Origin of the sequence: Corynebacterium sp. LK2537, assembly GCF_040946485.1 — a bacterium.
GTDB lineage: Bacteria > Actinomycetota > Actinomycetes > Mycobacteriales > Mycobacteriaceae > Corynebacterium.
Window position 1 is genome coordinate 130,631 of the sequence record NZ_JAYWLQ010000004.1, and the last position, 25,254, is coordinate 155,884.

General features: G+C 66.6%; 27 protein-coding genes and 1 tRNA gene. 11 read left to right on the forward strand and 17 right to left on the reverse strand.

From position 1 onward, the window contains the following. Positions 1-42 precede the first annotated feature (42 nt). Positions 43-873, forward strand: coding sequence for an HAD family hydrolase (locus tag VVS03_RS06735; protein WP_368520470.1), 831 nt, complete (start codon positions 43-45; stop codon positions 871-873). Positions 874-927: 54 nt separating this feature from the next. Here VVS03_RS06735 and VVS03_RS06740 read toward each other — a convergent pair whose 3' ends face one another. Then, positions 928-1,656 (reverse strand): oxidoreductase, encoded by a 729-nt coding sequence (locus tag VVS03_RS06740; protein WP_368520471.1) that lies wholly within the window; start codon positions 1,654-1,656, stop codon positions 928-930. Between the two features lie 154 nt (positions 1,657-1,810). Between VVS03_RS06740 and VVS03_RS06745 the strand changes: the two genes are divergently transcribed. Together VVS03_RS06745 and VVS03_RS06750 are read left to right on the forward strand one after the other, a co-directional pair. Continuing rightward, entirely contained in the window at positions 1,811-2,317 is a 507-nt protein-coding gene (locus VVS03_RS06745) for a phage holin family protein (RefSeq protein WP_070768264.1), read from the forward strand. A gap of 106 nt (positions 2,318-2,423) precedes the next feature. After that, on the forward strand, positions 2,424-3,335 hold the full coding sequence (locus VVS03_RS06750; protein ID WP_368520472.1) for an alpha/beta fold hydrolase: 912 nt from the start codon (positions 2,424-2,426) through the stop codon (positions 3,333-3,335). A gap of 21 nt (positions 3,336-3,356) precedes the next feature. On the opposite strand, the gene VVS03_RS06755 is transcribed toward VVS03_RS06750, so the two are convergent. The 4 genes from VVS03_RS06755 to nth form a co-directional block, all read right to left on the reverse strand. Beyond that, complete coding sequence (locus tag VVS03_RS06755) at positions 3,357-4,565, reverse strand: MarP family serine protease (protein ID WP_368520473.1); 1,209 nt, start codon at positions 4,563-4,565, stop codon at positions 3,357-3,359. An 86-nt stretch (positions 4,566-4,651) separates the two neighbouring features. Further along, complete coding sequence (locus VVS03_RS06760; RefSeq protein ID WP_368534399.1) at positions 4,652-5,416, reverse strand: CoA pyrophosphatase; 765 nt, start codon at positions 5,414-5,416, stop codon at positions 4,652-4,654. Positions 5,417-5,467: 51 nt separating this feature from the next. Further along, on the reverse strand, positions 5,468-6,085 hold the full coding sequence (locus tag VVS03_RS06765) for a TlpA family protein disulfide reductase (protein ID WP_368520475.1): 618 nt from the start codon (positions 6,083-6,085) through the stop codon (positions 5,468-5,470). After that, on the reverse strand, positions 6,082-6,792 hold the full coding sequence (gene nth / locus VVS03_RS06770; RefSeq protein ID WP_368520476.1) for an endonuclease III: 711 nt from the start codon (positions 6,790-6,792) through the stop codon (positions 6,082-6,084). Before nth ends, VVS03_RS06765 begins: the two co-directional genes overlap by 4 nt. A 464-nt stretch (positions 6,793-7,256) precedes the next feature. Between nth and glxR the strand changes: the two genes are divergently transcribed. After that, entirely contained in the window at positions 7,257-7,940 is a 684-nt protein-coding gene (gene glxR, locus VVS03_RS06775; RefSeq protein ID WP_070768258.1) for a CRP-like cAMP-activated global transcriptional regulator GlxR, read from the forward strand. A 159-nt stretch (positions 7,941-8,099) separates the two neighbouring features. Here glxR and VVS03_RS06780 read toward each other — a convergent pair whose 3' ends face one another. From VVS03_RS06780 to VVS03_RS06795, 4 genes are all read right to left on the reverse strand, one after another. After that, positions 8,100-8,921, reverse strand: a complete 822-nt coding sequence (locus VVS03_RS06780; protein WP_368520477.1) for an MBL fold metallo-hydrolase — start codon at positions 8,919-8,921, stop codon at positions 8,100-8,102. Positions 8,922-8,942: 21 nt separating this feature from the next. Beyond that, complete coding sequence (locus VVS03_RS06785; protein ID WP_368534398.1) at positions 8,943-9,398, reverse strand: RidA family protein; 456 nt, start codon at positions 9,396-9,398, stop codon at positions 8,943-8,945. A 3-nt stretch (positions 9,399-9,401) separates the two neighbouring features. After that, the gene (locus VVS03_RS06790; protein WP_168166954.1) at positions 9,402-9,557 is read right to left on the reverse strand and encodes a DUF4177 domain-containing protein; all 156 of its coding nucleotides are present in this window, start codon (positions 9,555-9,557) and stop codon (positions 9,402-9,404) included. A 109-nt stretch (positions 9,558-9,666) separates the two neighbouring features. Further along, on the reverse strand, positions 9,667-10,002 hold the full coding sequence (locus VVS03_RS06795) for a WhiB family transcriptional regulator (protein ID WP_070768883.1): 336 nt from the start codon (positions 10,000-10,002) through the stop codon (positions 9,667-9,669). A 256-nt stretch (positions 10,003-10,258) separates the two neighbouring features. Between VVS03_RS06795 and VVS03_RS06800 the strand changes: the two genes are divergently transcribed. Further along, positions 10,259-12,721, forward strand: coding sequence for a transglycosylase domain-containing protein (locus VVS03_RS06800; RefSeq protein ID WP_368534397.1), 2,463 nt, complete (start codon positions 10,259-10,261; stop codon positions 12,719-12,721). A 23-nt stretch (positions 12,722-12,744) separates the two neighbouring features. Here VVS03_RS06800 and VVS03_RS06805 read toward each other — a convergent pair whose 3' ends face one another. Continuing rightward, positions 12,745-13,212, reverse strand: a complete 468-nt coding sequence (locus tag VVS03_RS06805) for a GatB/YqeY domain-containing protein (RefSeq protein ID WP_368534396.1) — start codon at positions 13,210-13,212, stop codon at positions 12,745-12,747. A gap of 33 nt (positions 13,213-13,245) precedes the next feature. On the opposite strand from VVS03_RS06805, the gene VVS03_RS06810 reads away from it, so the two are divergent. Continuing rightward, the gene (locus VVS03_RS06810) at positions 13,246-14,151 is read left to right on the forward strand and encodes a metallophosphoesterase (protein WP_368534395.1); all 906 of its coding nucleotides are present in this window, start codon (positions 13,246-13,248) and stop codon (positions 14,149-14,151) included. 117 nt (positions 14,152-14,268) lie between these two features. After that, a tRNA-Pro gene (locus VVS03_RS06815) sits at positions 14,269-14,345 on the forward strand. Between the two features lie 62 nt (positions 14,346-14,407). Here the strand turns inward: VVS03_RS06815 and VVS03_RS06820 are convergent. The 4 genes from VVS03_RS06820 to VVS03_RS06835 are packed head-to-tail and all read right to left on the reverse strand — an operon-like array spanning position 14,408 to position 16,936. After that, a complete protein-coding gene (locus VVS03_RS06820) occupies positions 14,408-15,772 on the reverse strand; it encodes a CitMHS family transporter (protein WP_368520482.1) in 1,365 nt (454 codons plus the stop codon). 34 nt (positions 15,773-15,806) lie between these two features. After that, on the reverse strand, positions 15,807-16,361 hold the full coding sequence (locus tag VVS03_RS06825) for a hypothetical protein (RefSeq protein WP_368534394.1): 555 nt from the start codon (positions 16,359-16,361) through the stop codon (positions 15,807-15,809). A gap of 12 nt (positions 16,362-16,373) precedes the next feature. Then, positions 16,374-16,583: a hypothetical protein gene (locus VVS03_RS06830; RefSeq protein WP_368534393.1), complete on the reverse strand. Its 210-nt coding sequence runs from the start codon at positions 16,581-16,583 to the stop codon at positions 16,374-16,376. A gap of 5 nt (positions 16,584-16,588) precedes the next feature. Further along, positions 16,589-16,936 carry an ABC transporter permease gene (locus VVS03_RS06835; protein WP_368521517.1) on the reverse strand — a complete coding sequence of 116 codons (348 nt, stop codon included), beginning with the start codon at positions 16,934-16,936 and terminating at the stop codon, positions 16,589-16,591. Between the two features lie 115 nt (positions 16,937-17,051). On the opposite strand from VVS03_RS06835, the gene VVS03_RS06840 reads away from it, so the two are divergent. Continuing rightward, positions 17,052-17,690 carry a TetR/AcrR family transcriptional regulator gene (locus tag VVS03_RS06840; protein WP_368534392.1) on the forward strand — a complete coding sequence of 213 codons (639 nt, stop codon included), beginning with the start codon at positions 17,052-17,054 and terminating at the stop codon, positions 17,688-17,690. A 395-nt stretch (positions 17,691-18,085) separates the two neighbouring features. After that, entirely contained in the window at positions 18,086-18,373 is a 288-nt protein-coding gene (locus tag VVS03_RS06845) for a peptidase M23 (RefSeq protein WP_368534391.1), read from the forward strand. Between the two features lie 36 nt (positions 18,374-18,409). Here VVS03_RS06845 and VVS03_RS06850 read toward each other — a convergent pair whose 3' ends face one another. Together VVS03_RS06850 and VVS03_RS06855 are read right to left on the reverse strand one after the other, a co-directional pair. Further along, positions 18,410-19,918: a hypothetical protein gene (locus VVS03_RS06850; protein ID WP_368520486.1), complete on the reverse strand. Its 1,509-nt coding sequence runs from the start codon at positions 19,916-19,918 to the stop codon at positions 18,410-18,412. Between the two features lie 241 nt (positions 19,919-20,159). After that, entirely contained in the window at positions 20,160-21,713 is a 1,554-nt protein-coding gene (locus VVS03_RS06855) for a catalase (RefSeq protein WP_368534390.1), read from the reverse strand. Between the two features lie 194 nt (positions 21,714-21,907). Between VVS03_RS06855 and VVS03_RS06860 the strand changes: the two genes are divergently transcribed. Beyond that, positions 21,908-22,477, forward strand: coding sequence for an RNA polymerase sigma factor (locus tag VVS03_RS06860; protein WP_368520488.1), 570 nt, complete (start codon positions 21,908-21,910; stop codon positions 22,475-22,477). Between the two features lie 222 nt (positions 22,478-22,699). Beyond that, positions 22,700-24,115, forward strand: coding sequence for a hypothetical protein (locus VVS03_RS06865; RefSeq protein ID WP_368534389.1), 1,416 nt, complete (start codon positions 22,700-22,702; stop codon positions 24,113-24,115). Positions 24,116-24,193: 78 nt separating this feature from the next. Here VVS03_RS06865 and VVS03_RS06870 read toward each other — a convergent pair whose 3' ends face one another. After that, on the reverse strand, positions 24,194-25,225 hold the full coding sequence (locus tag VVS03_RS06870; protein WP_368534388.1) for an aspartate-semialdehyde dehydrogenase: 1,032 nt from the start codon (positions 25,223-25,225) through the stop codon (positions 24,194-24,196). Positions 25,226-25,254 lie beyond the last annotated feature (29 nt).

The window sequence follows — 25,254 nt, forward strand, 5'->3', positions numbered from 1 at the left end:
AGACACTTCAGTAACGGAAATTAGCGCCAGGATTTCACCCATATGACTCGCCAGCCCGAACGCCTCCCCGCCGACACCGCCCGCGTGGCGGCCTTCTTCGATCTCGATAAGACGATCATCGCGACCTCCTCGGCGTTCGCCTTCGGCAAAGAGTTCATGCACAACGGGCTGATTACCCCCACGGAGGCCCTGCAGCTGTCCCTGGCCAAGACCAGCTTCATGATGGCCGGCCAGTCCAGCCAGCAGATGGACGCCACCCGCGACCAGCTCGCCAAGATGGTCACCGGCTGGCCCGTGGACGAGGTCGAGGCCATCGCCCAGCAGACCATGCACACCGTGCTCACCCCGGCCATCTATTCGGAGGCCCGCGAGCTGATCACCTACCACCAGGCCGCCGGCCACGAGGTCATCATCATCTCCGCCTCCGCGCGCCCGCTGGTCCAGCTCATCGCGGACGAGCTCGGCGTGGACCAGGTCGTGGCCACCGAGCTCGCCGCCGAAAACGGCAAGTTCACCGGCGAGGTCCTCTACTACTGCAAGGGCCCGGCCAAGGCTGAATCCCTCGACCGCCTCGCCGAGTCCGGCCGCTACGACCTGCCCCGCAGCTTCGCCTACTCCGACTCCGCCACCGACATCCCCATGCTGGAAAAGGTGGGCAACCCCGTGGCCGTCAACCCGGACCGGGCCATGAAGAAGCACGCCCTAGAGCACGGCTGGGACATCCGCACCTTCAAGGACCCCGAGCCCCTGTTCACCCTGCCCGGCGCCAAGGAGGTCGGCATCGGCGCCGGCGTGGTCGCCGGCATCGCCGCCCTCATCGCCGGCGGCATCTGGCTGGCCGGGCGCCCCGGCCCCGCCAAGTGGCCGGCCTAGTGCCGTTTACCGCTTAAGCTCCCAGGCTTAAGCCCCCAGGTTTAAGCCCCAGGCTTAAGCGGCGCGGGCGATGCCGTCTGCCTCCTTGCCGCCGGCCTCCCAGGCCGCCAGGTGGAGACGCAGCAGCGGGAAGGGATCCTCGGCGCGGTAGGCCTGCAGCGTTTCCGTGTACTGCTGCCGGTGCCGCGAGAAATACGTCTCCGGCACCGCGAAACCGCGCGGATCCAGGCCCGTGGCGATGGCGGCGGCGCGCCCGGCCATCCGCCCCACCAGCCCGCTGCGCTCGCCGAAGCAGCCGTGGGCGGCGACCTCGGCGTGCAGCACCGCCGGAAGCAGCAAGCGCAGTCCCGGCCCCGGCGCGCTGCCCGCACCGGCCACGACCCAGCCGGCCAGCACCGTCAGGCGATCCGCCGCGGCCTGGGGCTTGCCGGCCCCGCCGCCGGCCACGTCCCAGCGGGCCAAAACCTGCAGCGGGGCGCGGGTGAAGGTGCGCATGGTCGCAGCGAACTGCTCGGGCGCCAGCGTGGAATAGGCGCTGATGTGGCGGGCCAGCAGGCTGCCGTCGGCATTAAATTCTTCCTCCACGTCGCGGGCCACGCGCCCGCTGACCAGCCCCGCGCTGGCCCTGGCGCCGCGCAGCAGGGACTCCGAAGATACGACCTCGGGTTTGCGCAAAGCCGCAGGTCGCCGGTGTGCCGCCGCGATGGCGCTCTCGGCCCGCCCGGACAGGCGGGAGACTTCTTCGTCCCTTAACAGCGGGGATAGCGGGTCATTTTCGGCCATATGAACTAGGATAGGCGTTAGCAAACGTGGCGACGGGCTGCGGCCGGTCGTTTTTTAGACTGTGACCCGCGTGTCGGGACGCTGTGCGCTCGGACGACGTTTCCACGTAGTATTTAAGTTACGAAATATTTTCCACCCAAGGAAGGTTTAACCTGTGAGCAACGACGGACTTTTCACCGACGGCAGTAATCAGTTTGCCCCGAAGGTCAACGCGATCCCCCTCAGCGACGCTGACACCTCCCGCTCCGGTGAGGCTTCCATCGGCACCTTGGTCTCCAACGCCACTGAGCAGGTCTCCAGCTTGGTCCGCTCGGAGGTCGAGCTGGCCAAGACCGAGCTGGCCGCTTCCGCCAAGAAGGGCGGCATCGGCGCCGGCTTCTTCGGTGTGGCCGGCACCGTCGCCCTGTATAGCTCCTTCTTCTTTTTCTTCTTCCTCGCGGAGCTGCTCGCCAAGTGGCTGGACCGCTGGGCCGCCTTCCTTATCGTCTTCCTCATCATGCTGGTCATCGCCGGCGTCTGCGCCCTGGTGGGTATCCAGAACGTAAAGAAGGTCAAGAAACCGGAAAAGACCATCAACTCCTTTAGCGACATGAAGGACCTGGTCCCGGGCAAGGCCCAGAAGAAGGTCGAGGGCAACAAGGGCCTGTTCACCAACTCCTAGGCCAGCCCCTAAACCCCCCCTCCCTACCCCCTAACTCCGCCCCACGCACCGCGTTCGGCGGAGTTTTGTCAGTTTCTACCGAGCCCAACCTGGAGGAGTATCGCCCGTGTCGGCACGCAACCTTTCGCCCTCCGTCGTGGAGCTGGACGGCCCGTTTACGCACCAGCTGGTGCACACGCGCGGCATCCGGCTGCACGCCGCGGTGGCCGGGGATCCCCAAAATCCCCTCGTCGTGGCCATTCACGGGTCCTACGGCGGCTGGTTCGACTACCGGGACGTCATCGCCCCGCTGGCCGAGCGCGGCTTCCACGTCGCGGCTATCGATGCCCGCGGCTTCGGCATGTCCGACAAGCCCCCGGCCGATATCGGCCACGACATCCGCGTGATGACCGGCGATCTCTCCGGGCTCATCCAGGCGCTGGGCCACCGCCGGGCCATCATCATCGGCAACGACACGGGCGCCTCGGTGGCCTGGTCCCTGGCGGTGGAGCACCCCGAGCGCGTCGCCGGCATCGTGAGCATCTCTGGCGCCTACCCGGTGGACCTGCGACGCGCCATGGCCGCCCGCCCCTGGGATTTCTTCTGGCTGTGGCTGCGCGCGGGACTGTGCCGCCTGCCCTACCGGGCCCTGCAGCGCGTGCCCGGGCTCTCCGAGTGGGTCTACCGCAAGGAGCTGCTGCTCAATACCACCGGCCGCTTCCGCGGCGAGCGCTTCCAGCGGTTGCTGCAGCTGCGGCTCGAGGCCGCCTCCATCGGCAACGTCGTGCGCGGAATCCTGTGGAACCACCGGCTGCTGACCGCCGCCGTCCCGCGCCGCTGGGTCGAGGAGACCATCTCCGCGCCCGTGCTTTTCTTCCACTCCGGGCAGCGCCTGTGGAACCCCATCATCCGGCGCGCGCGATCCCGCACCACCGGCGCCTTTGCCGATCACAGCCTGCGGCACGCCAAGAACCTGCCGCACGTGGAAGAGCCCGCCGACTTCGTCGCGACCGTCGCGGACTGGGCGCGCCAGCTTTAGCCGAAGGCGGCGGGCCGAGGCCTAATTGGACACGACGTCGCGGGCCACGCACTCGCCGGTGTTGACCGGCTCGGTCAGCTGCGCGACGTCCCCGATGTGGGAAATCACCTCGTCGGCGGTCAGCGCGTAGCCGGTGTCCGTGTCATCCACGGCCGCGCCGAAGACCATGCCGAGGACCTGGCCCTCCGTGTTGAACAGCGGCCCACCCGAGTTGCCCTGCTGGATGCTGCCGCGCACGGTGTAGGCGTCGCGCTCGACGCGACCCATGTTGTAGATGTCCGGGCCGGCAATCGTGATGCGATCGCGCACGCGGGCCGGGGTGGCGCTGAACGGGCCCGACTGCGGGAATCCCATGACGATGGCGTCGTCGCCGGTCACCCCCGGCTCCGGCGCCCAGTCCAGCGGCGGCAGCTGCAGGTTCTCGCTGTGCAGCACGGCGATGTCGACCTCGGGGTTGTAGTAGACCACCTCGGCCTGCTGGATGCCGGTGACCGTGTCCAGGTTGACTAGGTTGGTCCCGGCCACGACGTGGGCGTTGGTGACCACGTAGTCGTCCTGGATGACAAAGCCGGAGCCCATCAGGCGGCGGCTGCAGGAGTCCGCGTCGCCCAGCACGTGGATGACCGACGGGCGCAACTGCTTGACCAGCGCCTTGTTCTCGACCTCGATGCGCGGGGCGGCGACCTCCACGTTGCGGTCGCCGTCGATGGGCGCCACCAGCGGCGGCAGGCCCGTCTGGTTCAGCAGCGAGGTCACCCCGCCCGGCAGGGCCTTCAGCTGCTCCGGCGCGACCGAGTGGATGCCGCCCAGGATCTGAGATTCCCGCAGGCCCTTGCCCACCACGCCGGTCAGCCCGCTGGCCAGCGGGATGGAGACCAGCCAGATGACCAGCAGGGCGGCCACGGCCTGGAAGACCGAGCCGGCCAGGGAGTCGATGCGCTGGGCCGAGCGCAGCCGGAGTCTGTCCCGCAGCCGAGCGCCGAGGGAGGACCCGGCCAGGTGGCCGATGCCGACCAGCAGGATCATCACGCCGACGGCCAGCAAGAGGCGCAGGGCCACCGAGTCCGTCAGGCGCATCGCCAGCGGGGCCAGGCCCATGCCGATGACCAGGCCGGCGACGATGCCGATGAAGGACAGCACGGAAGACATCACGCCCTGGCGCCACCCGGCGAACACCGCGGCTAGCACGGCGATCACGATGAGGGCGTCGACCACTAAAAATGCGCTCACTGAAAAAGGGTTCTTCCTGTAAAAATCTGTTTTGGCTAGGCCAGCATACTACCGCGCGGCGACGCAGCTGCTAAACAGCTACACAACTATTCGGTCGCCGGTTGCTGCTGGTGCGGTTCGTTCATCTTCTCACGATTGCGCGACGCGGCGAGGGTGGCGCGGAGCGGTCGCACCGAATTGTTATCCCAGGGCTGCTCCCAGCCAGCGTGCCGCAAGGTGGTGGCCAGCACCCCGGCGGTAAATCCCCAGATGACGTAGCCCTGGATCCGGAAGGCGGGCCCGCTCCAGGCTCCCCACCCCACCTGGATCCGGTTGGCGGGATCGATGAGATCGGTCAGGGGGACGGTGAAGACGTCGTCCGTCTCCGCGGGGCTGGCCACCCCGACCGGGGAGAGGCTGTGCCAGTAGGCCAGCACCGGGGTCACGGGGTTGCCGGTCGCCCGGATCCGCAGCCGCTCCCACTGATCGATGGGGGTCACGCTGCGGCGATCCAACCCGGTTTCCTCCCAGGCCTCGCGCAGGGCGGCGTCGACCAGGTTGGTATCTTCCGGATCCACCCGGCCGCCGGGGAAGGCGATCTGGCCGGAGTGCGAGCGCATGGTCGGCGTGCGGTGGGTGAGCAGCACCCGGGCGTTGTCCAGGCAGTCCCCGGCCAGCAGCACCAGCACCGCCGCGTCCCGGCGCAGCTTCTTCACCGGCGGGAAGTTGCGGTCGAGGCGCTGGCCCATGGTGGCCTCGATCTGGTGCGAATCCACCCCGAGGGCCGGGCGCAGCCACCGCGGCGCGGCCGCCGGGCGCACCGTCACGTTCTCTCCGGGCCGGTCCCCGTGGTGCGGCAAGTACAGCCCCATCAGCGCCTCACCGCCCCGGCCATTGACCGTCCCGTTATCAGAGCGCTAGCTTTAGCCATCCAGCGCCCCCGCGACCGCGGACTCAATCTCCGCGGTGGACTCGAAGGCCTGGACGAAGCGGCCGACCTCGTGCCCGTCTTTCAGCACCAGGGTGATGGGGATGACCCGCGGCAGGCCGAGCCCACCAGCAAAGGAATTATCCGAGTCCTGGAAGCTGGGCAGGCCCACGCCCAGCTCCTCGAGCAGCGCGGCACCGTTGGCCGCGTTGGTGTCGGCGTGCACGCCGAGCACCTCCCACTCCGGGTGGCTGGCGGCGACCTCCTCCAGCAGGGGCAGCTCCTCCCGGCAGGGCTGGCACCACCAGGCCCACACGTTGACGATGGTCACCCCGCTATCGGCCGAGCCTTCTTCCGCGGATTCCTGCCCGCCCAGGCAGTCCAGGTCGACCCCGGCGACGGGACCGGCCGGGCAGTCCGGGCGGGCCGGCACGTCGGCGGCCTGACCCTGCTCGGCCGGCGATGCCGCAGGGGCCGACGATGCCCCGGCCGCGTCCGGGCCGGAGGCCTGCTCGCCACCGCCCCCGGGAGACAGGAGTGCCAGGGCGGCGGCGACCACGGCGACCGTCAGCACGACGGCCGCCCCGATGGACCAGAAAACCTGCTTTTTCATCTCCCCACCAGTCTACTGGGCCGGGGCGCTTTCCCGTATTCCGCAGCCGCCGGGCACAGGTGGGCCAGCACGCAGTCGCCGCAGCGCGGGCTGCGGGCCCGGCAGACCGCCCGTCCGTGGAAGATGAGGCGGTGGGAGAACATGGTCCACTCCTCCTCCGGCAGCTGGCCGGCGATGTCCTTTTCGATGGCCACCGGGGTCGTTTTCTCCGTCAGGCGGAGCCGGGTGACCAGGCGCTGGAAGTGCGTGTCCACGGTCAGCCCCGGCAGGCCGAAGGCGTTGCCGCGCACCACCAGGGCGGTCTTGCGGCCCACCCCGGGCAGGCTGGTCAGCTCCTTTATCCCGCGGGGGACCTCGCCGCCGAAGTGGGCCACCAGCCCCTCGCCTATCCCCAGCAGGTGCTTGGTCTTGGCCCGCTGGAAGCCGAGCGGGCGCAGGATTTCCTCCAGTTGCGCCGGATCGGCCTGGGCGTAGGCGGCGGCGTTTGGGTATTTTGCGAAGAGTGCAGGGGTGACCTGGTTGACCCGGGCGTCGGTGCACTGCGCGGACAGCACCGTGGCCACGAGCAGCTCGAGTGGGGTCTCAAAGTCCAGCTCACAGCGGGCGTCCGGATATTCCTGGCTGAGAATTTTGTTGATCGTCTCGGCCCGCCGCGGGCCGGAATTGCGAAGATTTTTCGCAGAATTCGAGGGTTTATGGTCGCGCATGAATAAAAGCTTAGTAAGATGGGGGCCATGATCGTCTTAGTCATCGTCGCGCCCGTCGCGCTGGCCGTGTTCGCCATGTTCATGGAGAAGCTTGAATCAAGCGTCCTCGACTAGCCTGCATTAGCTGGTAGCTAGCAGGACTGACACGCTCGCGCCTCGGGCTAACTGGAGATACCACAACCGGGCGTCTGGAAAAGACCCGGTTGTCACGACTGAGTTGGCGGTTCCCCTTGCGGAGCCGGAGGTTGCAGCGGTGGCTTTTATCTTTCATACGCACGGATTACGCGACTACGCGTGCCCTGTGTGCAGGCTCTGTTTCTGTTAGGAATTGCGCTTTTAACCCCATAAGTGACCAATTCCACGGTAGGATATGAGCCGTTACATAAAATTTTCCGGTGCCTGCGGTGAAATTCACTGCAGATTTACACCTTCGACCCCATCAGCTGATTGACCAAGGAGCATTAGTGGAAAGCGTTCAGGATATTCTCTCCCGCGCGGGTATCTTCCAGGGTGTCGATCCCGTCGCGGTTAACAACCTGATTGAGCAGATGGAGACGGTCCGTTTCCCGCGTGGTACCACCATTTTCGACGAGGGCGAACCGGGCGACCGCCTCTACATCATCACCTCGGGCAAGATTAAGCTCGCCCGCCACGCCCCGGACGGCCGCGAGAACCTGCTGACCGTGATGGGCCCGTCCGACATGTTCGGCGAGCTGTCCATCTTCGATCCGGGCCCGCGCACCTCCGCCGCGGTCTGCGTGACCGAGGTCCAGGCCGCCACCATGAACTCGGAGATGCTCAAGCAGTGGGTCAGCGACCACCCGTCCATCGCTCAGCAGCTGCTGCGCGTGCTGGCCCGCCGCCTGCGCCGCACCAACGCCAACCTGGCGGACCTCATCTTCACCGACGTGCCGGGCCGCGTGGCCAAGACGCTGCTGCAGCTGGCCAACCGCTTCGGCGTGCAGGAAGGTGGCGCCCTGCGCGTCAACCACGACCTGACCCAGGAGGAGATCGCCCAGCTGGTCGGCGCCTCCCGCGAGACCGTCAACAAGGCCCTGGCCACCTTCGCCCACCGCGGCTGGATCCGCCTGGAGGGCAAGTCCGTCATCATCGTGGACACCGAGCACCTGGCTCGCCGCGCCCGCTAAGGCCGGCCTTTTCCAGCCTCGCGCCCCGCGCCCGCGGGGGCGGGGTTATTTTTATGCCCGGGCCCCGCGGGCGCGAACGGCAGACAAAAACCTCCCCGCCCCACTGACTCGCGAAAGCCAGTTGAGGGGCGGGGAGGCAAGTGCCCTGGGAAGGGTCTTTTAGCTGTTCTTCTCGGCGTCGAGGTACTTCAGCGCCGTGCGGGTCGACTGCTCGGCGGCGTGGCGCAGGACCGGATCGACGTCGTCATACATGTTGTCGATGAGGGTCTGCAGCTCGATGTCCTCGCCGTGCTCCTGGCGCAGCGTGCGGATCTGGTCTAGGCGGTAGTGGCGGCGGTCGATGTACTTGCGCGCCATCGCGGAGGTGTCCTCCAGGTCCGGGCCGTGGCCCGGCAGCAGGGGCACGTCCTTGCCGCGCTCTTCCAGCATGGCCAGCGACTCCAGGTAGGCCCCCAAGTCGCCGTCGGTCTCCGAGAGCAGCGTGGTGTGGCGGCCGACGATGGTGTCGCCGCTGATGATGCCCTCCAGGTGGGAGTTGTGCGGCTCGCCGCTCCAGACGAAGAAGGACGTGGAATCCGCAGTGTGGCCCGGGGTGTGCGCCACCTCGAGCTGCGGGGTGACCCCGTCCAGGGAGATGATCTCCCCGTCTTCCAGGGCCTCAACTCCGCTTGAGCAGTAGTTCGGGTCGAAGGCGCGGACGGGGGCGCCGGTCAGCTGGCGCAGCCGGGTGGCCCCGTCGGCGTGGTCGTTGTGCCGGTGGGTCAGTACGATGAGGCCGATTTCCCCGGCGTTGTTGCGGATGACGTTGAGGTTTCCCTCGTCCTCCGGGCCCGGATCGACGACGATCGACTTGGCGTCTTCCGCCGCGCGGATGATCCAGGTGTTGGTCCCTTCGAGGGCCGTGTAGCTGGGGTTGTCACACAGGACAACGCCCGCTGAACGAGTCACCGGGCGAAGTTGGCTATATGCAGGATGCTCCATAAATCCTACCCTATCCGATCTTTAAGGAATCTCCACGATGAGCTCGATTTCCACCGGGGAGTTCTTCGGCAGAACTGCCACGCCGACGGCCGAGCGAGCGTGCTGGCCGGCATCCCCGAAGATCTCACCGATGAGATTCGAGGCGCCATTGATGACTTCGGGCTGGTCCACGAAGTCCGGGTCGGAGGAGACAAAGCCCACGACCTTCAGGACGCGGGAGATGTTGTCCAGGCCCACCTCGGCATCGACAGCCGCGAGCGCGTTGAGGATGCTGCGGCGCGCCAGGTCCTGGGCCTGCTCGAGGCTGACCTCGGCGCCGACCTTGCCGGTGGCCGGCAGCTGGCCGTCGACCAGGGGCAGCTGGCCCGAGGTCCAGACCTGGTTGCCCACCTTGAGGGCCGGCACGTACGAGGCCAGCGGCTTGGCCACCTGCGGCAGCTCGTAGCCCAGCTCTTCCAGTCGCTTCTTGAAACTCATGTGTTATTCCACCTCACGCTTGAAATATGCAACGACGTTCTCCGGGTTCATCCCGGGAGTAATAGTCACCAATTCCCAGCCGTCTTCACCCCAAGTGTCCAAGATCTGCTTGGTGGCGTGGGTGAGTACGGGCGCGGTCGCGTATTCCCATTTAGTCATGGTGTCCATTTTAGACGAAGAAACGCCCCGAAGACATTGGTCTTGCGGGGCGCTTTCTCACAGATTCTCACTATTTCTTAACTGAGTCGGTTCTCCGGGGCACAACCCTTTAGATGCCGTGCAGTTCCCCACCGCCGGCCAGGTAGTTGGCCCAGTTCTTCACGTCCGGGTTCTTGCGCAGCACGGCGCGGCGCTGGCGCTCGGTCAGCCCGCCCCAGACGCCGAATTCGACGCGGTTATCCAGGGCATCGGCGCGGCATTCCATCATGACTGGGCAGTGGCGGCAGATGACGGCCGCCTTGCGCTGCTCCGCCCCGCGCACGAAAAGCGCGTCCGGGTCGCCGTTGCGGCACTTGGCCTGGGTAATCCACTCACCCCGCTCGAAACCGGAGGCCGTGCCGGTAGCTTTCGTGCGTTGGCCAGAACCCTGCAGGCTTAAAGTCATGGAAGGGTTGCACTCCTTTCGGTGAGCCATCTACTGCCACGCCTTCACGCACCGTCCGTGCGGCGTGACCAGCAGTCGTCGTGATGCTTAGGGTCAGTGTATTAACAGCACCGATTAGCTGTCTAACAGGTCACACTTTAGGGGGTGTTCGCCTAGATCACAGCGCACTGTGAGTTCGCCCATTTCCCATAGCTATACCCACGCCAACAGGAGTTGCATATTTCCCCACGGGCCAAAGCAACGTAGGGTATTACGCGTGAATGCATCTAGACCTCTGGCAAAGATCGCCCTAGCCACCCTCCTGGTTGGGGTGCTCATCGCCGTCGCCTTCGCCCCCATTGCAGGCATCACGTCGGTCGCCATCGCCCGCACCGGCGCCACGATGGAGTCCGACATCGACGAGCTCAACGCCGGCGCCGCCCCCGGGGTGACCACCATCAAGGACGCCCAGGGCGAGGACCTGGCCTACCTTTTCGATCAGCGCCGCCACCCGGTCGAGCCGGATCAGATCTCGCAGTCGATGAAGGACGCCATCGTCGCGATCGAGGATCACCGCTTCTACGAGCACGACGGCGTGGACTTCCAGGGCAACTTCCGCGCGCTGGCCAGCAACCTCGCCGCCGGCGGGGTCTCCCAGGGCGCGTCCACCCTGAACCAGCAGTACGTGAAGAACTACCTCCTGCTGGTCGCGGCCCAGACCGACGAGGAGCGCGCCGCCGCCACGGAGCAGTCCATCCCCCGCAAGCTGCGGGAGATCCGCATGGCCGCGGAGATGGATAAGGAGTTGAGCAAAGACCAGATCCTGACCAACTACCTGAACCTGGTGCCCTTCGGCAACCATTCCTACGGCATCGAGGCCGCCGCGCAGACCTACTTCGGCATCCCCGCCGCCGACCTGAGCGTGCCGCAGTCCGCCCTGCTGGCCGGGATGGTCCAGTCCTCGGAGTACCTCAACCCGTACACCAACCCGGAAGGCGCCACCGACCGGCGCAACCAGGTGCTGCAGTCCATGGCCGATAACGGCTACCTCAGCCAGGCGGACGCGGACCGCTTCGCCGGCGAGGGGCTGGGCGTGCTCGACAGCCCCAACCTGATGGCCAACGGCTGCATCGGCGCCGGCGACCGCGGCTTCTTCTGCGACTACGTGCTGCAGTACCTGGAGGAGAAGGGCCTGTCGACCGAGGAGCTCAAGCACGGCGGCTACACGGTCAACACCACCCTGGACCCGCAGGTCCAGGACGCCGCGAAGGAAAGCGTGGACGCGCAGACCGACCCGACCACCCCGGGCGTGGCCGAGGTCATGAACGTCGTCGAGCCGGGCCAGGACTCCCGCAAGGTGCTGGGCATGGTCTCCTCCCGCACCTACGGACTCGACCTGGACAACGCGGAGACGATCCTGCCCCAGCCGTATTCCATGGTGGGCAACGGCGCCGGCTCGGTCTTCAAGGTCTTTACCGCCGCCGCGGCGCTGAAGGGCGGCTACGGCACCCAGTCCCTGCTCGACGTCCCCACCCGCTACGAGGCCGAGGGCCTGGGTCACGGCGGCGCGGACGGCTGCCCGGCCAACAAGTACTGCGTGGAAAACGCCGGCACCTACAAGCCCACGCTGACATTCCGGGACGCGCTGGCCGAGTCCCCCAACACGACCTTCATCAAGCTCTCCGAGCAGGTCGGGATCGAGGCCATCGTGGACATGGCCGTGGATCTGGGCATGCGCTCCTACGAGGACGAGGGCACCTACGGCGACGCCGTCCTGGCGGAATTCGCCAAGGAGGCCCCCATGGGCTCGTTCACGCTGGGCCCGACCGCGGTCAACCCGCTGGAGCTGTCCAACGTCGGCGCGACCATCGCCTCCGGCGGCAAGTGGTGCGAGCCGAACCCCATCACCAGCGTCACGGACAAGGAGGGCAACCAGGTCTACCTGGAGGAAACCCCCTGTGAGAGCGCCCTGGACAAGGGCGTGGCGGACGCCCTGGCGGACGCCATGACCGCCGATATGGACCACGGCACCGCGGAGGAGGCCGCCAAGTCCATGGGCTTTTCCGGGCAGGCCGCCTCCAAGACCGGTACGACCGAGTCGCACCAATCCGCCGCCTTTTTGGGATTCAACTCCGGCGTGGCCGCCGCTCCCTATATCTTCAACGACGGCACCTCCACCTCCCCGCTGTGCACGGGCCCGACCCGCCAGTGCGGCGGCGGCAGCATGTACGGCGGCGACGAGCCGGCGCAGACCTTCTTCGGTTTCGCCAGCCAGGTCCCGCAGGCGGCAAACGGCAATGTCGCCCAAGGCGACGAGAAATACCGCGAGGGCACGAACAATGACGCGGTCCTGGACGGCCTGCGGGGCAAGTCCGAGGCCGAGGCCCGCCGCGTGCTCGAAGGCAAGGGCCTGAACGTGGAGACCACCCAGGTCATCGGCGGCGACACCCCCTACGGCCGCGTGGTGCGCGTGGTGCCCAGCGCCGCCGGCCTCAAGGAGGGCGCGACGGTGCGCGTCCAGCTATCGGACGGCTCCGGCGGGGGCGGCAGCTCGTCGGGCACCGCCGACTCCAACAGCACGGGCGCTTCCAGCCCCTCCCCGGCTGCTAACGATGCCCCCTCCGGCCGCGGCCAAGGCGGCGGTGGCGGTGGCGGCGGTCAGAGCCGCCCCGAGCCGCTGATTTCCCAGCGCGACATCGATAATTTCACCAACGATCTGCGCGGGCTGTTCGGGCTGTAGTTTTACCCCCCTGCAGCTAGCTGCTAGCCCTGCAGCCGCGCCTTGACCGCCTCTGAGAGCCGCTTGCCGTCGACCCGGCCGGCGGCTTTCGCATTGGCGGCCTTCATGACCGCGCCCATCTGCTTCATGCTGGCGGCCTCCCCGGTCTCCTTCTCGACCTCGGCGACGGACTCAGCGACCAGCTGCTCGACCTCGGCGTCGTCCAACTGGGCGGGCTGGTAGGCCTCGAAGTAGGGCACGTCGGCCAGCTCGGCCTCGGCCAGCTCCGGGCGGCCGTTTTCCTTATAGACGTCGGCGGACTCGCGGCGCTTCTTAACCTCGCGGGCGATGACCTTGAGGACGTCCTCGTCGGTCAGCTCGTGGCGGGAGCCGTTGGTCTCTTCTGCCTGGATAGCGGCCAGCAGGGAGCGGATGGCGCTGGTGCGCTCCTTCTCCTTGGCCTTCATGGATGTTTTCAGATCGGCACGGATGGTTTCTTTTAGGTTGCTCATACCGTAAAAGATACGCCAGGTAGGCTGGACGGCGTGAAAAATTCGACGAAAGCACTCAGTAGCATCGGCGCCCTCGCCGCCGCCGGGGCCGCGACCCTGGCCTGGGGCTATACCGAACTAGACAAGTTCGAGCTCAAGGAATACACCCTTCCCCTGCTGCCGGCGGGCACGCTGCGTCGGGACAAAGAATTCCGCCTGCTGCACGTCAGCGACCTGCACATGATCCCCGGGCAGGACAAGAAGATCGCCTGGGTCTCCGCGCTCGATAGCCTCCGGCCGGACCTGGTGGTCAACACCGGCGACAACCTCTCCGACGCCGCCGCGGTCCCCGACGTCCTGCGCGCTCTGGGCCCGCTGCTGCAGCGGCCCGGCCTGTTCGTCTTCGGCACCAACGATTACTGGGCCCCGCGTCCGGTCAACCCGCTGAAGTACCTGTGGGGCGCCAAGCGCGAGCCGTCCTATGTGGACCTGCCGTGGAAGGACATGCGCGCGGCGTTGTTGGAGCACGGCTGGCGCGACGCCAACCAGGCCCGCCTGGAGTTCAAGGTAGGCGACGTGCGCCTGGCCGTGGCCGGCGTGGACGATCCGCACCACGATCTGGACGACTACTCGGAGGTAGCCGGCGCCCCGAACCCGGACTCGGATCTCCGCCTGGCCCTGCTCCACTCGCCAGAGCCGCGCGTGCTCGAGCAATTCGCCGCGGACGGCTACCAGCTGTCCCTGTCCGGCCACACCCACGGCGGCCAGATCTGCCTGCCGGGCTCCCGGGCGCTGGTGACCAACTGCGACATCGACCGGGCCCGCGTCCAGGGCCTCCACGACTTCGGGCCGATGAAGATGCACGTGTCCAACGGCCTGGGCACCTCCAAGTACGCGCCGGTGCGCATCTTCTGCCGCCCCTCGGCCACGCTGCTGCGCATCACCGAGCGGGAGGCCTAGTAGGCCCCCTAACCAACGCCTCCCCGACACACGCCAAATACACACCCGCTGTGCAGGCGTTTTGTTAGTTGGGAAGAAAGTGCGTTACAGTATTCCGGTACCGCAAAGAACGGTCGCCGGGATATGGCGCAGCTTGGTAGCGCGCCTCGTTCGGGACGAGGAGGTCGCAGGTTCAAATCCTGTTATCCCGACCAACAATAACCCCGCTCTCACTTTCCGTGAGAGCGGGGTTTTCTTCTGCCCAGCCCTGTTGCCCTTAGGCCAGCAGGCCGAAGACGAAGGCCACCAGGACGATGGCGACGGAGAACGCCCACGCCAGCGGGAAGGCGATCTTCAAGTACTTGCCCATGTCGGCGCGGGCCAGGCCCAGCGCCAGCCACAGGGCCGGGGAGAACGGGGAGACGAACGTGCCGATGACGTTGCCGATAATCAGGGCGCTGGCCGCGCCCATGCCGCTGACGCCGAAGTTGGCGACGGTTTCCTGCACGATGGGCAGGATGGAGAAGTAGTAGGCGTCCGTGGAGGTCATCAGGTCCAGCGGCACGCCGAGCAGGCCGATGATCACGTGGAGGTACGGCCCCACGGACGCCGGCAGGATGGCGATGAGCTGCTGGGCGATGGCCTCCAGCATGCCGGCGCCGTTGAGCACGCCCAGGAACATGGCGGCGGCCAGGATGATGCCGGCCATGGACAGCGCGTTCGGGGCGTGGCGGCGCAGGGCATCGGTCTGCTCCGACTGGGAGTCGAAGTTGATGAGCAGGGCGACGGTGGCCGCCAGCAGGAAGGCCGGGGCCGGCGGCAGCAGGCCGGACAGCAGGGCCACCAGCACGAGCAGGATGACGGCCACGTTCAGGATGGTCACCACCCGGCCGGTGCGGTTGCGGAAGCCCTTGTCCTCCTGTTCCTGCTTTTGCTTGCGGATGAAGTCACCGGCGATGGCGTTAACGTCGACGGCGTCCTCCCCCTCCAGCTGGCCGGCGGCGCGCAGCTTAGCGATGCGCCGCTTCTGCCACACGCCCAGCGCGGCGGCGATGGCTAGGACCATCACCACGCACACGCCCTGGATGGGTAGCAGGTGCATCCAGATCTGGTGGGTTTCCTGGTTGACCACCGAGCCCGCGCGCCCCAGCGGCCCGCCCCAGGGGACCATGTTCATCACGGACGCCGCCAGCGCGACGATGGTCACCAGCACGTAGCGGGAGATGTGCAGCGCGGTATACAGCGGCAGCAGCGCCGGGATGGTCAGCAGGAAGGTGGTGGACCCCGAACCGTCCAGGTGCGCCACGATGCCGATGGCCGCGGTGCCCACGGTCACCGCGATGACGTTGCCCCGGGTGGCGGTAATAAGCGCCCGGATCACCGGGTTAAATAGCCCGACGTCCTGCAAGATCCCGAAGAAGATGATGGCGAAGATGAACATCGCCACGACGTTCATAACCGAGCCCAGGCCCTCTTCGAAGAAGTCCCCGATTTCCCCAAACCCGAACCCGGCGATCAGCGCGCCGACGACCGGGACGATAGTCATGGGCACCAGCGGCGTCGTCCGCCCCCGGATGAGGATGGTCACGGTAATAATGATGATGGCCAGACCCATGAGGGTCAGGCCGAGCGGGGTTTGCATGCCGGCTCCTTATCCAGACGGTTCACCAGGTGCGTCACACCATTTTCATTAGTGTGACCCAGCTTAAACCATGCTGGATCGATTCAGTCGATTTGCCTTCACCAAAGCCCGAGGCCCCGCTCGTGACCTCGGGCTTTCTGCCGACTATTCGGCGCTTGGCGCAGCCGCGCCGCGCTGGCCGAGCGCCATCCCGACCCCCCAGCAGGCACACGCCCACGGCAATCCAGGCCAACAGCGTCCACACCGGCTGCCCGATGGGGGCGGACGGGAAGTAGTTCACGCTGCGCACCAGCGTCGCGGTGGCGCCATTGGGCAGGTGTTGCCCCAGCGCGCCCCAGTTGCCCACCACGAATTCCTTCGGCGCCATGGTGCCGGCCAAGGGGTTGGCGAAAAGCATGTTGAATACCGCACCGAGCACGAAGCCGCCGATGCCCAGCACCGATCGCAGCCCGGCAATCAAGCTCGACAAGGCCCCAATACCGAGCGCCAGAACGCCCGCCGAGGCCCAGAACCCGCCCGGCAGCATGCCGAAGATCGGCCCCATAACCACCGCGACCAGGGTGCCCGCCAGCGGCGCGTGAATAGCCACGGCCAGCAGGCGCTACCCGGGGCGCCGCAGCGTGAAGGAGGCGATCGCGCCGCCGATCAGCCCGCCGATGGCGATGGGCAGGATCACGAAGTTCATTCCCAGGCCCTGGGGATCATCCGCGCTGAAGGGGACCAGGTCGGTGACCTCCACCTGGACCTCCGGCACGGCATCGGCAGGGATACCCTTGGCCGCCGCTGCCGCCTGGGCCTGCTTGTTGGCCATGGCGGTCAGGGGCTCAGCCAGGTTTTGACTACTCCCGCCTGGGCGCTGCCGGCCGCCGAAGCAACCAGGAGTTCCGGTTGCTGGCCTAAGACAATTGCGCCGTCGGCCTTTCGCTCCTCCACCCTTTGCTGGGCTTCGTCGCGGCTGTCGACGCGCTCGATGTCCAGGAGTCCGGGCTTTTGTTCATCGATGGCGTTCTCAATCTGGGCCACCTGCTCCTCGCTGCCTACCACGGCAACGGGGATGTCTTTGGGCTCCATCGTGGCCATCGGCCACATGAAAGCCATGATGAAAATCATCACGGCCAGCGGTGCTGCCACGCCGACCGCTACCGCCTTCATCCAGTCCCGCATGTGAGCTTTCCTTCCGTCAGTATCTCAACGTACGTTGAAGAAACGTAATTCAACGAGCATTGAATGTCAACACCCGGTGAATTTACGCACGGAGATCCCAGCTAGTATGGAACGTATGGCTAAGGAATCAGCAGGTAAGGACGCAGCAGACAATCCCGCGCCCAAGAAGTTGGGGCGCCGCCCCGGCAACGAGGAGACCCGGGAGGCAATCCTGGAAGCGGCGTGCGACTCCTTCGCCCGCGTCGGCTACGAATCCACCACCATCCGCGCCGTGGCCCGCGCCGCCGACGTTGACCCCGCGCTGGTCATGCACTACTTCAAGAGCAAGGCCGGGCTTTTCGATGCCGCCGTGGAGACCCTCCTGACCGTGCCGGCGGACATCAGCCACAGCGCGGATCTGCGGGACATGCTGCTGACTTATTTCCACAACTGGGAGGACCCGTACACCGGCCCGCGGCTACGCGCTATCGTCCGCGCGGGCATCGGCTCCGAGTTCGCGGCCGAGCGCCTGCGCGACTACTTCAGCGCGAATTTCCTCGACACCATCAAACAGACCCCCGGCCTGCAAGAGCGCTTCAGCCCCAAACAGATTGCACTCTTCCCCGTCATGGGCAGCATGCTGCTGGGAGTCGCGATTACCCGCTACCTCATGGAGTATTCGGAAACCGCCGAAGCCAGCACCGAAGAACTCGTGGACTACCTTCTCCCCATGGCCGAAGCGCTCCTGCGCCAAGCCCCCGACGCACCGGCCTAACTGCGGCCAAGTTTGCTTGTTACCCCCTAGATACAGGGAAACGGCGCCGCATCCCTACAGCTGCGGCGCCGCCCCTATTCCCTATCACTCACAACGGATTTAAACCGCTAGTCCGCCCCCTAAGCGGACTACGTGAGCGAGACCCAGCCTAGCACCCCGAAGTGTCAGATCCTAGCTCACCAGCACTTTCACAGAATCCTGTTAAGGTATCTCCAATTGCGGCATGAAGCTGACAAAATCATCACCGCCGTATGCTGCACATTTTCATTCATCCTAAAATCTGGGTGGAAAACGCAGCCCCGCGCGAGCACGCCCCCGGGCGGGCCGGCATCACACCGGCAGGCGCACCTAGAACCGGCCCGGCGCGGCCGAGAAATGGGCTAGATTGGACAACCATGATGGAATTCCAGGACGCAGTCGCCAAGGCCTACCAACACCGCGGGCCGCTCTCCGGCGCGGCCGAGACCGACACCCACTGGCTTTTCAGCCCGGCCCACCCAGACAAGGAGCTGGGCCCGACGTTTGTGAACCGGGAAACTGGTGAGCTCGAACAGTACGACACCGACCCCCGCAATTGGCGCCCGCGCCTGCAGCTCTTCCGCGCGCAGAACCCGCAGCCGCGCCCCATCCCCGAGCAGTACTTCGGCGAGCCCGAGGTCCTCGAGGACCCCCAGGACAACTAATTCTTCCCCGCTAGCGCCTAGGCCCGAGCCGGGCGCCTAAGCCCGGGCCGGGCGGACACTGGAGCGATTAGCCCACCACACGCCGGCGCCGCCGATGACGGCGACGGCCGCGAGCACGCCCAGCGACATCCACAGCAGGGACTGCTGGCCGCCGTTGCCCACCACGGTCAGGGCATTGGTGGCCCAGTTCAGCGGCAACAGGTTGGCGATGACCTGCCAGTAGGTCGGGGCATCGCTGGCCGCGACCGACTTCCAGAACCAGCCGACCACGCCCACCTGCACGATGCCCAGGATGGCCGCGGCCACCATGCCACCGGAGCGGCCCAGCAGCCCCACGAGCGCCCGGGTGACTACCGCGGCGGCGACCGCGGCGAGGGCGAAGACACCGGCGCTGATGGCTGCCGCGGCGGCGGTCAGGCCGGTGGCCAGCACGAACAGGGCCACCTCGCCCGCGGCCACCAGGCCGACCAGGCCGCCGAGCAGGCTCAGCCACCCGCGCTGGGTGGACAGCCAGCCCAGGCCGATACCGCCCAGCATTACCAGCGCGGCGATCAGCATGGCCACCACCGGGGCCAGCAGCCGCGAGGGGCCGGCGTCCTGCCCGTCCGCGGCGAACTGGACCGGCGGCATGGCGCGCTGGATGGATTCCACCTTGGTCTTGTTCTGATCGGCCATCCCGTCGATCTTGCGCGCGCCCTCGTCCAGCTCGTTGATGCCGTTGACGGCCTCGTCGGCGCCGCCGTCTAACTCCCCGATGGCGGCGTTGAGCTGCTTGGCGCCCTCCGTCGCGGAGTAGATGCCGTCGTGGTAGGCATAGCCGGGCACCGCCAGCTGGTTGGACAGCTCGCGGGAGCCGTCCTTCAGGCGGTTGAGCTCCCCGGTGATGGACTCGTCAATCTTGAAGGTATCGACCTGGCCGCGCAGGTCCTTGAGCTGACCGCGCAGCTTCTTCGCGTCCGCGGAGTCGTTGCCGCGCAGATCCCCCAGCGCGCCGTCGATGGCGGTCAGGATCTGCCCGCGGACCACCTCGATACCGGTGATCTGATCGACGGCCTGGCCGACCCCGTCGGCGAGCTCGGTAGCGCCCGCGCCCAGCTGGCCGGTGCCGGCTTGCAGCTGCACCAAGCCGTCCACCAGCTCCTGGGTGCCCTGGCTGAGCTGATCCACGCCGCCGGTGATCTCCCCGGTGCGGTCCTTGAGTTGGCCGGTGCCGTCGGCCAGCTGCTGCGTGCCGGACTTGAGGAAGCCGGCCTGACTCTGGGCCTCGCCGGTCGCACGCCGGGCGTCAACCAGCTCGTTCGGATCGATGCCGGCGGGGGCGTCGGCGGCCGGGGCGCCGGTCACCCCCTCCTCCGAGTCGGCGGAGTTCCAGGCCTTCTCCGGGCTCATCCCCACCGCGGCAGCAATACCGGCGCAGGCGGCGAGCAGCACCAGAACGACCAGAGCCGCCAGCCCGGACCGGAAGCGGTGGGGTTGGCGGTGGCCGTCCGCGGAATCCGCGGCGGCAGAGGGGCTGGCGGGGCTAGCAAGGCGGGCGTCGTTCATACTAAGAAACGATATCTACCAGCACCTATAGTTTCGGCTAGGCGCGCCGTTTCGGCCACTGCTGCCATTTTTATTCCCGGCGGGCCGGCCCCGGTGCCGCGCCGGCCGCAGCGCTTGCCGCCCGGCGGCGCGCGGGGAGGCTGAAGTAGTGCACAAAGCACTGTACCCCGCGGTTTCCCGCGGGGTACTAGCTATCTTCGGCCGTTTCTAGCCGGGTGGAACGGCTGGGTCAGCGCGCTGGTTACTTCTTCTCGGCGAAGAGCTCGCGGACGCGCTTGCCCAGGTTCTCGTCTACCTGATCCCAGTAGTGGTAGACCTGCTGCTCGACCTGCTCAGAGACACCAGCCATGGCGTTGGTGATGTTGTCGGCCAGGCGCTCCTTCTCACCGTCATCCATGACCTCGCGGTAGAGGATGCCCGGCTGGATGAAGTCGTCATCCTCGGCGTGCTTGACGTACGGGGCGCGCGACAGGTCGGTGCCGTGCGGGTCCGGGTTGACGTAGAGATCGCTAGCCTGACCGAAGTCATCGTGCTGGTTGGAGGTCTCACCGTCGTCCAGGTAGCCCGCACCCTTGTCGTAGCGGCTCGGGGAGTAGACCGGATCCTGCGGGTCGTTGAACAGGAAGGACATCGGGCCCTCGTGCTCGTAGGTGTTGACCTTATCCGCGTTCAGCGGCTGGTTGACCGGCAGCTGCTTGTAGTTCGGCCCGATGCGGTAGCGCTGCTGGTCGGAGTAGGCGAACACGCGGCCCTGCAGCATGCGGTCCGGGGACAGGCCCACGCCCGGGACCAGGTTGGCCGGGTCCAGGGCCAGCTGCTCAATCTGCGCGAAGAAGTTACGCGGGTTGCGGTTGAGCACGAAGTAGCCCACATCGTGCAGCGGGTAGTCCTTCTGCGACCAGGTCTTGGTCAGGTCGAAGGGGTTGAAGCGGTAGGTCTCCGCGTCCTCGAAAGGCATGATCTGGACCTTGACGTCCCAGACCGGGTAGTCGCCGCGCTCGATGGCGTTGTAGAGATCCTCGCGGTGGTAGTCGGCGTTCTGGCCGGCCATCTCCGCCGCCTCGGCGTCGGTGAAGCAGTCCCAGCCCTGGCGGGTCTTGAAGTGGTACTTGATCCAGACCGGCTTGCCTTCCTCGTTGATCCACTGGAAGGTGTGGGAGCCGAAGCCGTCCTGGTGGCGGGAGGTCTTCGGGGTACCGCGGTCACCCATCAGGTAGGTCACCTGGTGCGCCGACTCCGGGGAGCGGGTCCAGAAGTCCCACTGCATATCCGCGTTGCGCAGGCCGTTGGTGCCCAGGCGCTTCTGGGAGTGGATGAAGTCCGGGAACTTAATGGCATCCCGGATGAAGAAGGTCGGGGTGTTGTTGCCCACGATGTCGTAGTTGCCGTCCTCGGTGTAGAAGCGCATGGCAAAGCCGTGCACGTCGCGCCAGGTGTCCGGGGAGCCCTGCTCACCGGCGACGGTGGAGAAACGGATGGCCATCGGGGTAACGGTGCCCTTCTGGAAGAGCTTGGCCTTGGTGTACTGGGAGACATCCTCGGTGATGTGCAGCTCACCGAAGGCGCCGTGCCCCTTGGCGTGCGGGGTGCGCTCCGGGACCCGCTCGCGGTTGAAGTGCGCCAGCTTCTCAATCAGGTGAGCGTCATTGAGCACGTTCGGGCCCTGCGGGCCGGCGGTGATGGAACGGTTCTCCGACGCTACCGGCTGGCCGGACGGGCGGGTGGTCTGGCCCTCGCCGGCGGTGCGGTTGCCGCGGCCCAGGATCTGGTCTGCTGCAGAAGAATCTTGAGTCATGGGGTATGCCTCCTTCAGTGGCAATATTGGTCAGCTATCAAAAGCCGTTGGCTTATAGTCTAGCCCATTTAATAGCGGTTGGCAAACAAACTCCAACTATTGATAGGTTTGCCTCAGTCAGGGTTCGTGCAGCACCCTGCCTGGCCCCCAGTGTAGGTCCAAAACCGCTTTCGGCGCCTGGTAAATTCAGGATGATGAAACACCACTCCGCAGCCGACGACGCGCGCGTCACCGACCTGGCCCTTGCCGCCGGGCGCGGTGACCGCCGCGCGCTGACGGAGTTCATCCGCGCCACCCAGGACGACGTCTGGCGCCTCCTAGCTCACCTGGCCGGGCCCGAAAACGCCGACGACCTAGCGCAAGAAACCTACCTGCGGGTCATCTCCGCCCTCCCCCGCTTCGCCGCCCGGTCCTCCGCCCGCACCTGGCTACTCTCCCTCGCCCGCCGCGCCTGGGTGGACAACATCCGCCACGACATGGCCCGGCCCCGCAAGTCCGCCACCTCCTACGAGGACGCCGCCGCCCAGGCCCCCGCCCTGGAAAACTCCGCCACCTGGAGCGACTGGATCGACGCCCGCGCGCTCATCGACGCCCTCCCCGCCGACCGCCGGGAGGCCCTCATCCTGACCCAGGTGCTGGGCTATACCTACGAGGAAGCCGCCAAAATCACCGGCGTGCGCGTCGGCACCATCCGCTCGCGCGTCGCCCGCGCCCGCAAGGACCTCATCACCGCCACGGAGGCCAGCCAGAACTCCGCCGACTGAGGGCTCGCCAGATTGTGCCCAAATAGTGACAAACGGGAGAAAAGCTGGGCACATCCAGGCCGGGACACCTGGCCGGCCGGTTAACACTGTGAATTTCCGGGCGGTCTGTCTGGTGTTTACCCGGAAAACCAGGCCAGAAACAGGTAAATTCATAAACCGTACGTTTTTAGGCCCACCTCGGGCTACGCTGCTTTTTGATAACAGATTTGGGGTTTAACTTCCATGTTTAAACGCGCCATAGCAATCTCGATGGCGTTCATCGGCGTCGTCGTCGGCGCCGGCTTCGCCTCCGGCCAGGAAGCCATGCAGTACTTCGTGGCATTCGGCGAATGGGGCCTAATCGGCATCGCCCTGGCCGCCGGCCTGATGATGATCACCGGCATCTCCATCCTGCAGCTGGGCTCCTACTTCCACGCCTCGGAGCACACCGCCGTCTACGAAAAGGTCTCCGGGCCGATTACGTCCCGGATCCTCGACTGGTCCACGCTGGCCACGCTGTTTAGCATCGGCTTCGTGATGTTCGCCGGTGGCGGCTCGAACATCACCCAGCAGTTCCCGAGCATCCCCGTGTGGGTGGGCGGAACCGTCATGCTGGTTTTGGTGCTGCTGGTCGGCCTGCTCGACGTGGACCGCGTGACCACCGTCATCGGCACCATCACGCCGTTCATCGTCATCTTCATCGTCCTGGCCACCGGCTACACCATCCTCACCGCGGACGTGGACTTCAGCCAGATGCACGAGTGGACCACCAACAACGTGGATACCACCCTGCCGAACTGGTGGATTTCCGCACTGAACTACACCGGCCTGAACGTCATGTGCGCGGTGTCGATGTCCATCGTCATCGGCGGCAACTTCCTGGACAACCGCGCCGTCGGCTGGGGCGGCCTCATCGGCGGCATCATCTACCTGATCCTGCTGGCCCTGCTGGTCTTCTCCCTGTTCTTCGTCGCCCCGACCGTCAACGGCCAGGACATGCCGGTGCTGGAGCTCATCAACACCATCCACCCGACCCTGGGCTACGTCATGACCTTTGTCATCTACGGCATGGTCTTCAACACCGCGGTGGGCATGTTCTACGCGCTGGGCAAGCGCCTGACCCGCTCCAAGCCACAGCTGTTCTACCCAGTCTACTGCGTGGCCTGCCTCATCGGCTTCGTGCTGTCCTTCGTGGGCTTCCAGCAGCTGGTCAGCAATGTCTACCCGATCCTGGGCTACCTCGGCCTGCTGATGATCGTCGTGATGTCCTTTACCTGGATCCGCAGCCGCGGCAAGCTCATGGACGAGTCCGACCGCCGCATGCGCGCCCGCACCCTGGTGCAGCGCAAGCTGGACCCGCGCGAGCGCTTCACCAAGAAGAACGAGCGCGAGCTCGCCCGCCTGGCCGCGGCCTCCAACATGGCCACCGGCGAATTCGAGGACCTCGTCGCCGAGGAGATCTACGAAGAGCTCGAGGCGGACGAGGAGCTCGAGGACTTCGACCGCGAGGACCTGGATCCTTCCGTGACCTACGTCCAGCACACCAAGCCGGAGGTTCCGTCTGCTGACAACGACCTCGACTTCGACGGGCATAAGGACAATTCCAAGGGCCCCGGTTCCACGCCGCAGTCCGGCGCCTCCCCTGCCTCTCAGGACTAGCGCTAAGCCCCCGCCCGTCGGGAACAATTAAAGGCCCACCCTCGCGGGTGGGCCTTTTGCTATGGGCAGATGCCTGGTTTAGACCAGCAGCTCGGCGATCTGGATGGTGTTGAGCGCTGCGCCCTTGCGCAGGTTGTCGCCGGCAACGACCAGAACGAGGCCGCGGTTGTCGTCCACGGTCTGGTCCTGGCGCACGCGGCCGACCAGGCAGTCGTCGATGCCGGTGGCGGCCAGCGAGGTCGGCACGTCCACGACCTTCACGCCCGGGGCGTTCCCCAGCAGTTCCAGGGCCTTATCCGGGGTGATGGACTTGTCGAACTCGGCGTGGATGGTCATGGTGTGGCCGGTAAAGACCGGGATGCGCACGCAGGTGCCGGCGACCTTCAGATCCGGCAGGCCCAGGATCTTGCGGGACTCGTTGCGCAGCTTCTGCTCCTCGTCGGTCTCCAGGGAGCCGTCATCGACCAGGTTGCCGGCCATCGGCAGCGCGTTGAACGCGATCGGGGCGACGTAGGGGCCGGTGTCCTCGCCGTCCAAGCGGGAGCCGTCGTGGACCAGGTCCACGTTGTGCTCGCCGACCTGGTAGACCTGCGCGGCGAGGGTCTCCACGCCGGCCAGGCCGGAGCCGGAGACGGCCTGGTAGGAGGACACGTGCAGCTGGCGCAGGCCGGCGGCATCGCTGAGCGGCTTGAGCACCGGCATGGCTGCCATGGTGGTGCAGTTCGGGTTCGCGATGATGCCCTTGGGCAGATCCTTGGCCTCGCCCGGATTGACCTCCGCCACGATGAGCGGCACGTCCGGGTCCTTACGGAAGGCCGAGGAGTTGTCCACGACCGTGGCGCCGGCGGCAGCGAAGACGGGCGCCCACTGGCGGGAGGTGTCCCCGCCGGCGGAAAACAGCGCGATGTCCACGTCCGCGACGGACTCCTCGGTGACCTCGGCCAGGTCCTCGACCGTCACCTGCTGGCCGGCGAATTCCAGCTCCGTGCCGGCGGACCGGGAGGAAGCAAAGAAGCGGATCTTGTCCAGCGGGAACTTGCGCTCCTCCAGGATCTGCCGCATCACGCGGCCGACTTGTCCGGTTGCCCCTACTACCGCCACGGTGGTCATGATTGTAAAACTCCTTGTCTCGTACGTGC

Coding starts and splice junctions, on each gene's coding strand:
- nth (WP_368520476.1), bottom strand. CDS start 6,792: ATGCGCGACCATAAACCCTCGAATTCTGCGAAAAATCTTCGCAATTCC.
- VVS03_RS06865 (WP_368534389.1), top strand. CDS start 22,700: ATGTTTAAACGCGCCATAGCAATCTCGATGGCGTTCATCGGCGTCGTC.
- VVS03_RS06740 (WP_368520471.1), bottom strand. CDS start 1,656: ATGGCCGAAAATGACCCGCTATCCCCGCTGTTAAGGGACGAAGAAGTC.
- VVS03_RS06785 (WP_368534398.1), bottom strand. CDS start 9,398: ATGAGTTTCAAGAAGCGACTGGAAGAGCTGGGCTACGAGCTGCCGCAG.
- VVS03_RS06845 (WP_368534391.1), top strand. CDS start 18,086: ATGATGGAATTCCAGGACGCAGTCGCCAAGGCCTACCAACACCGCGGG.
- VVS03_RS06830 (WP_368534393.1), bottom strand. CDS start 16,583: ATGGCCAACAAGCAGGCCCAGGCGGCAGCGGCGGCCAAGGGTATCCCT.
- VVS03_RS06805 (WP_368534396.1), bottom strand. CDS start 13,212: ATGAGCAACCTAAAAGAAACCATCCGTGCCGATCTGAAAACATCCATG.
- VVS03_RS06795 (WP_070768883.1), bottom strand. CDS start 10,002: ATGACTTTAAGCCTGCAGGGTTCTGGCCAACGCACGAAAGCTACCGGC.
- VVS03_RS06780 (WP_368520477.1), bottom strand. CDS start 8,921: ATGGAGCATCCTGCATATAGCCAACTTCGCCCGGTGACTCGTTCAGCG.
- VVS03_RS06760 (WP_368534399.1), bottom strand. CDS start 5,416: ATGGGGCTGTACTTGCCGCACCACGGGGACCGGCCCGGAGAGAACGTG.
- VVS03_RS06850 (WP_368520486.1), bottom strand. CDS start 19,918: ATGAACGACGCCCGCCTTGCTAGCCCCGCCAGCCCCTCTGCCGCCGCG.
- VVS03_RS06820 (WP_368520482.1), bottom strand. CDS start 15,772: ATGCAAACCCCGCTCGGCCTGACCCTCATGGGTCTGGCCATCATCATT.
- VVS03_RS06870 (WP_368534388.1), bottom strand. CDS start 25,225: ATGACCACCGTGGCGGTAGTAGGGGCAACCGGACAAGTCGGCCGCGTG.
- VVS03_RS06835 (WP_368521517.1), bottom strand. CDS start 16,936: ATGCGGGACTGGATGAAGGCGGTAGCGGTCGGCGTGGCAGCACCGCTG.
- VVS03_RS06765 (WP_368520475.1), bottom strand. CDS start 6,085: ATGAAAAAGCAGGTTTTCTGGTCCATCGGGGCGGCCGTCGTGCTGACG.
- VVS03_RS06860 (WP_368520488.1), top strand. CDS start 21,908: ATGAAACACCACTCCGCAGCCGACGACGCGCGCGTCACCGACCTGGCC.
- VVS03_RS06735 (WP_368520470.1), top strand. CDS start 43: ATGACTCGCCAGCCCGAACGCCTCCCCGCCGACACCGCCCGCGTGGCG.
- VVS03_RS06790 (WP_168166954.1), bottom strand. CDS start 9,557: ATGACTAAATGGGAATACGCGACCGCGCCCGTACTCACCCACGCCACC.
- VVS03_RS06855 (WP_368534390.1), bottom strand. CDS start 21,713: ATGACTCAAGATTCTTCTGCAGCAGACCAGATCCTGGGCCGCGGCAAC.
- VVS03_RS06840 (WP_368534392.1), top strand. CDS start 17,052: ATGGCTAAGGAATCAGCAGGTAAGGACGCAGCAGACAATCCCGCGCCC.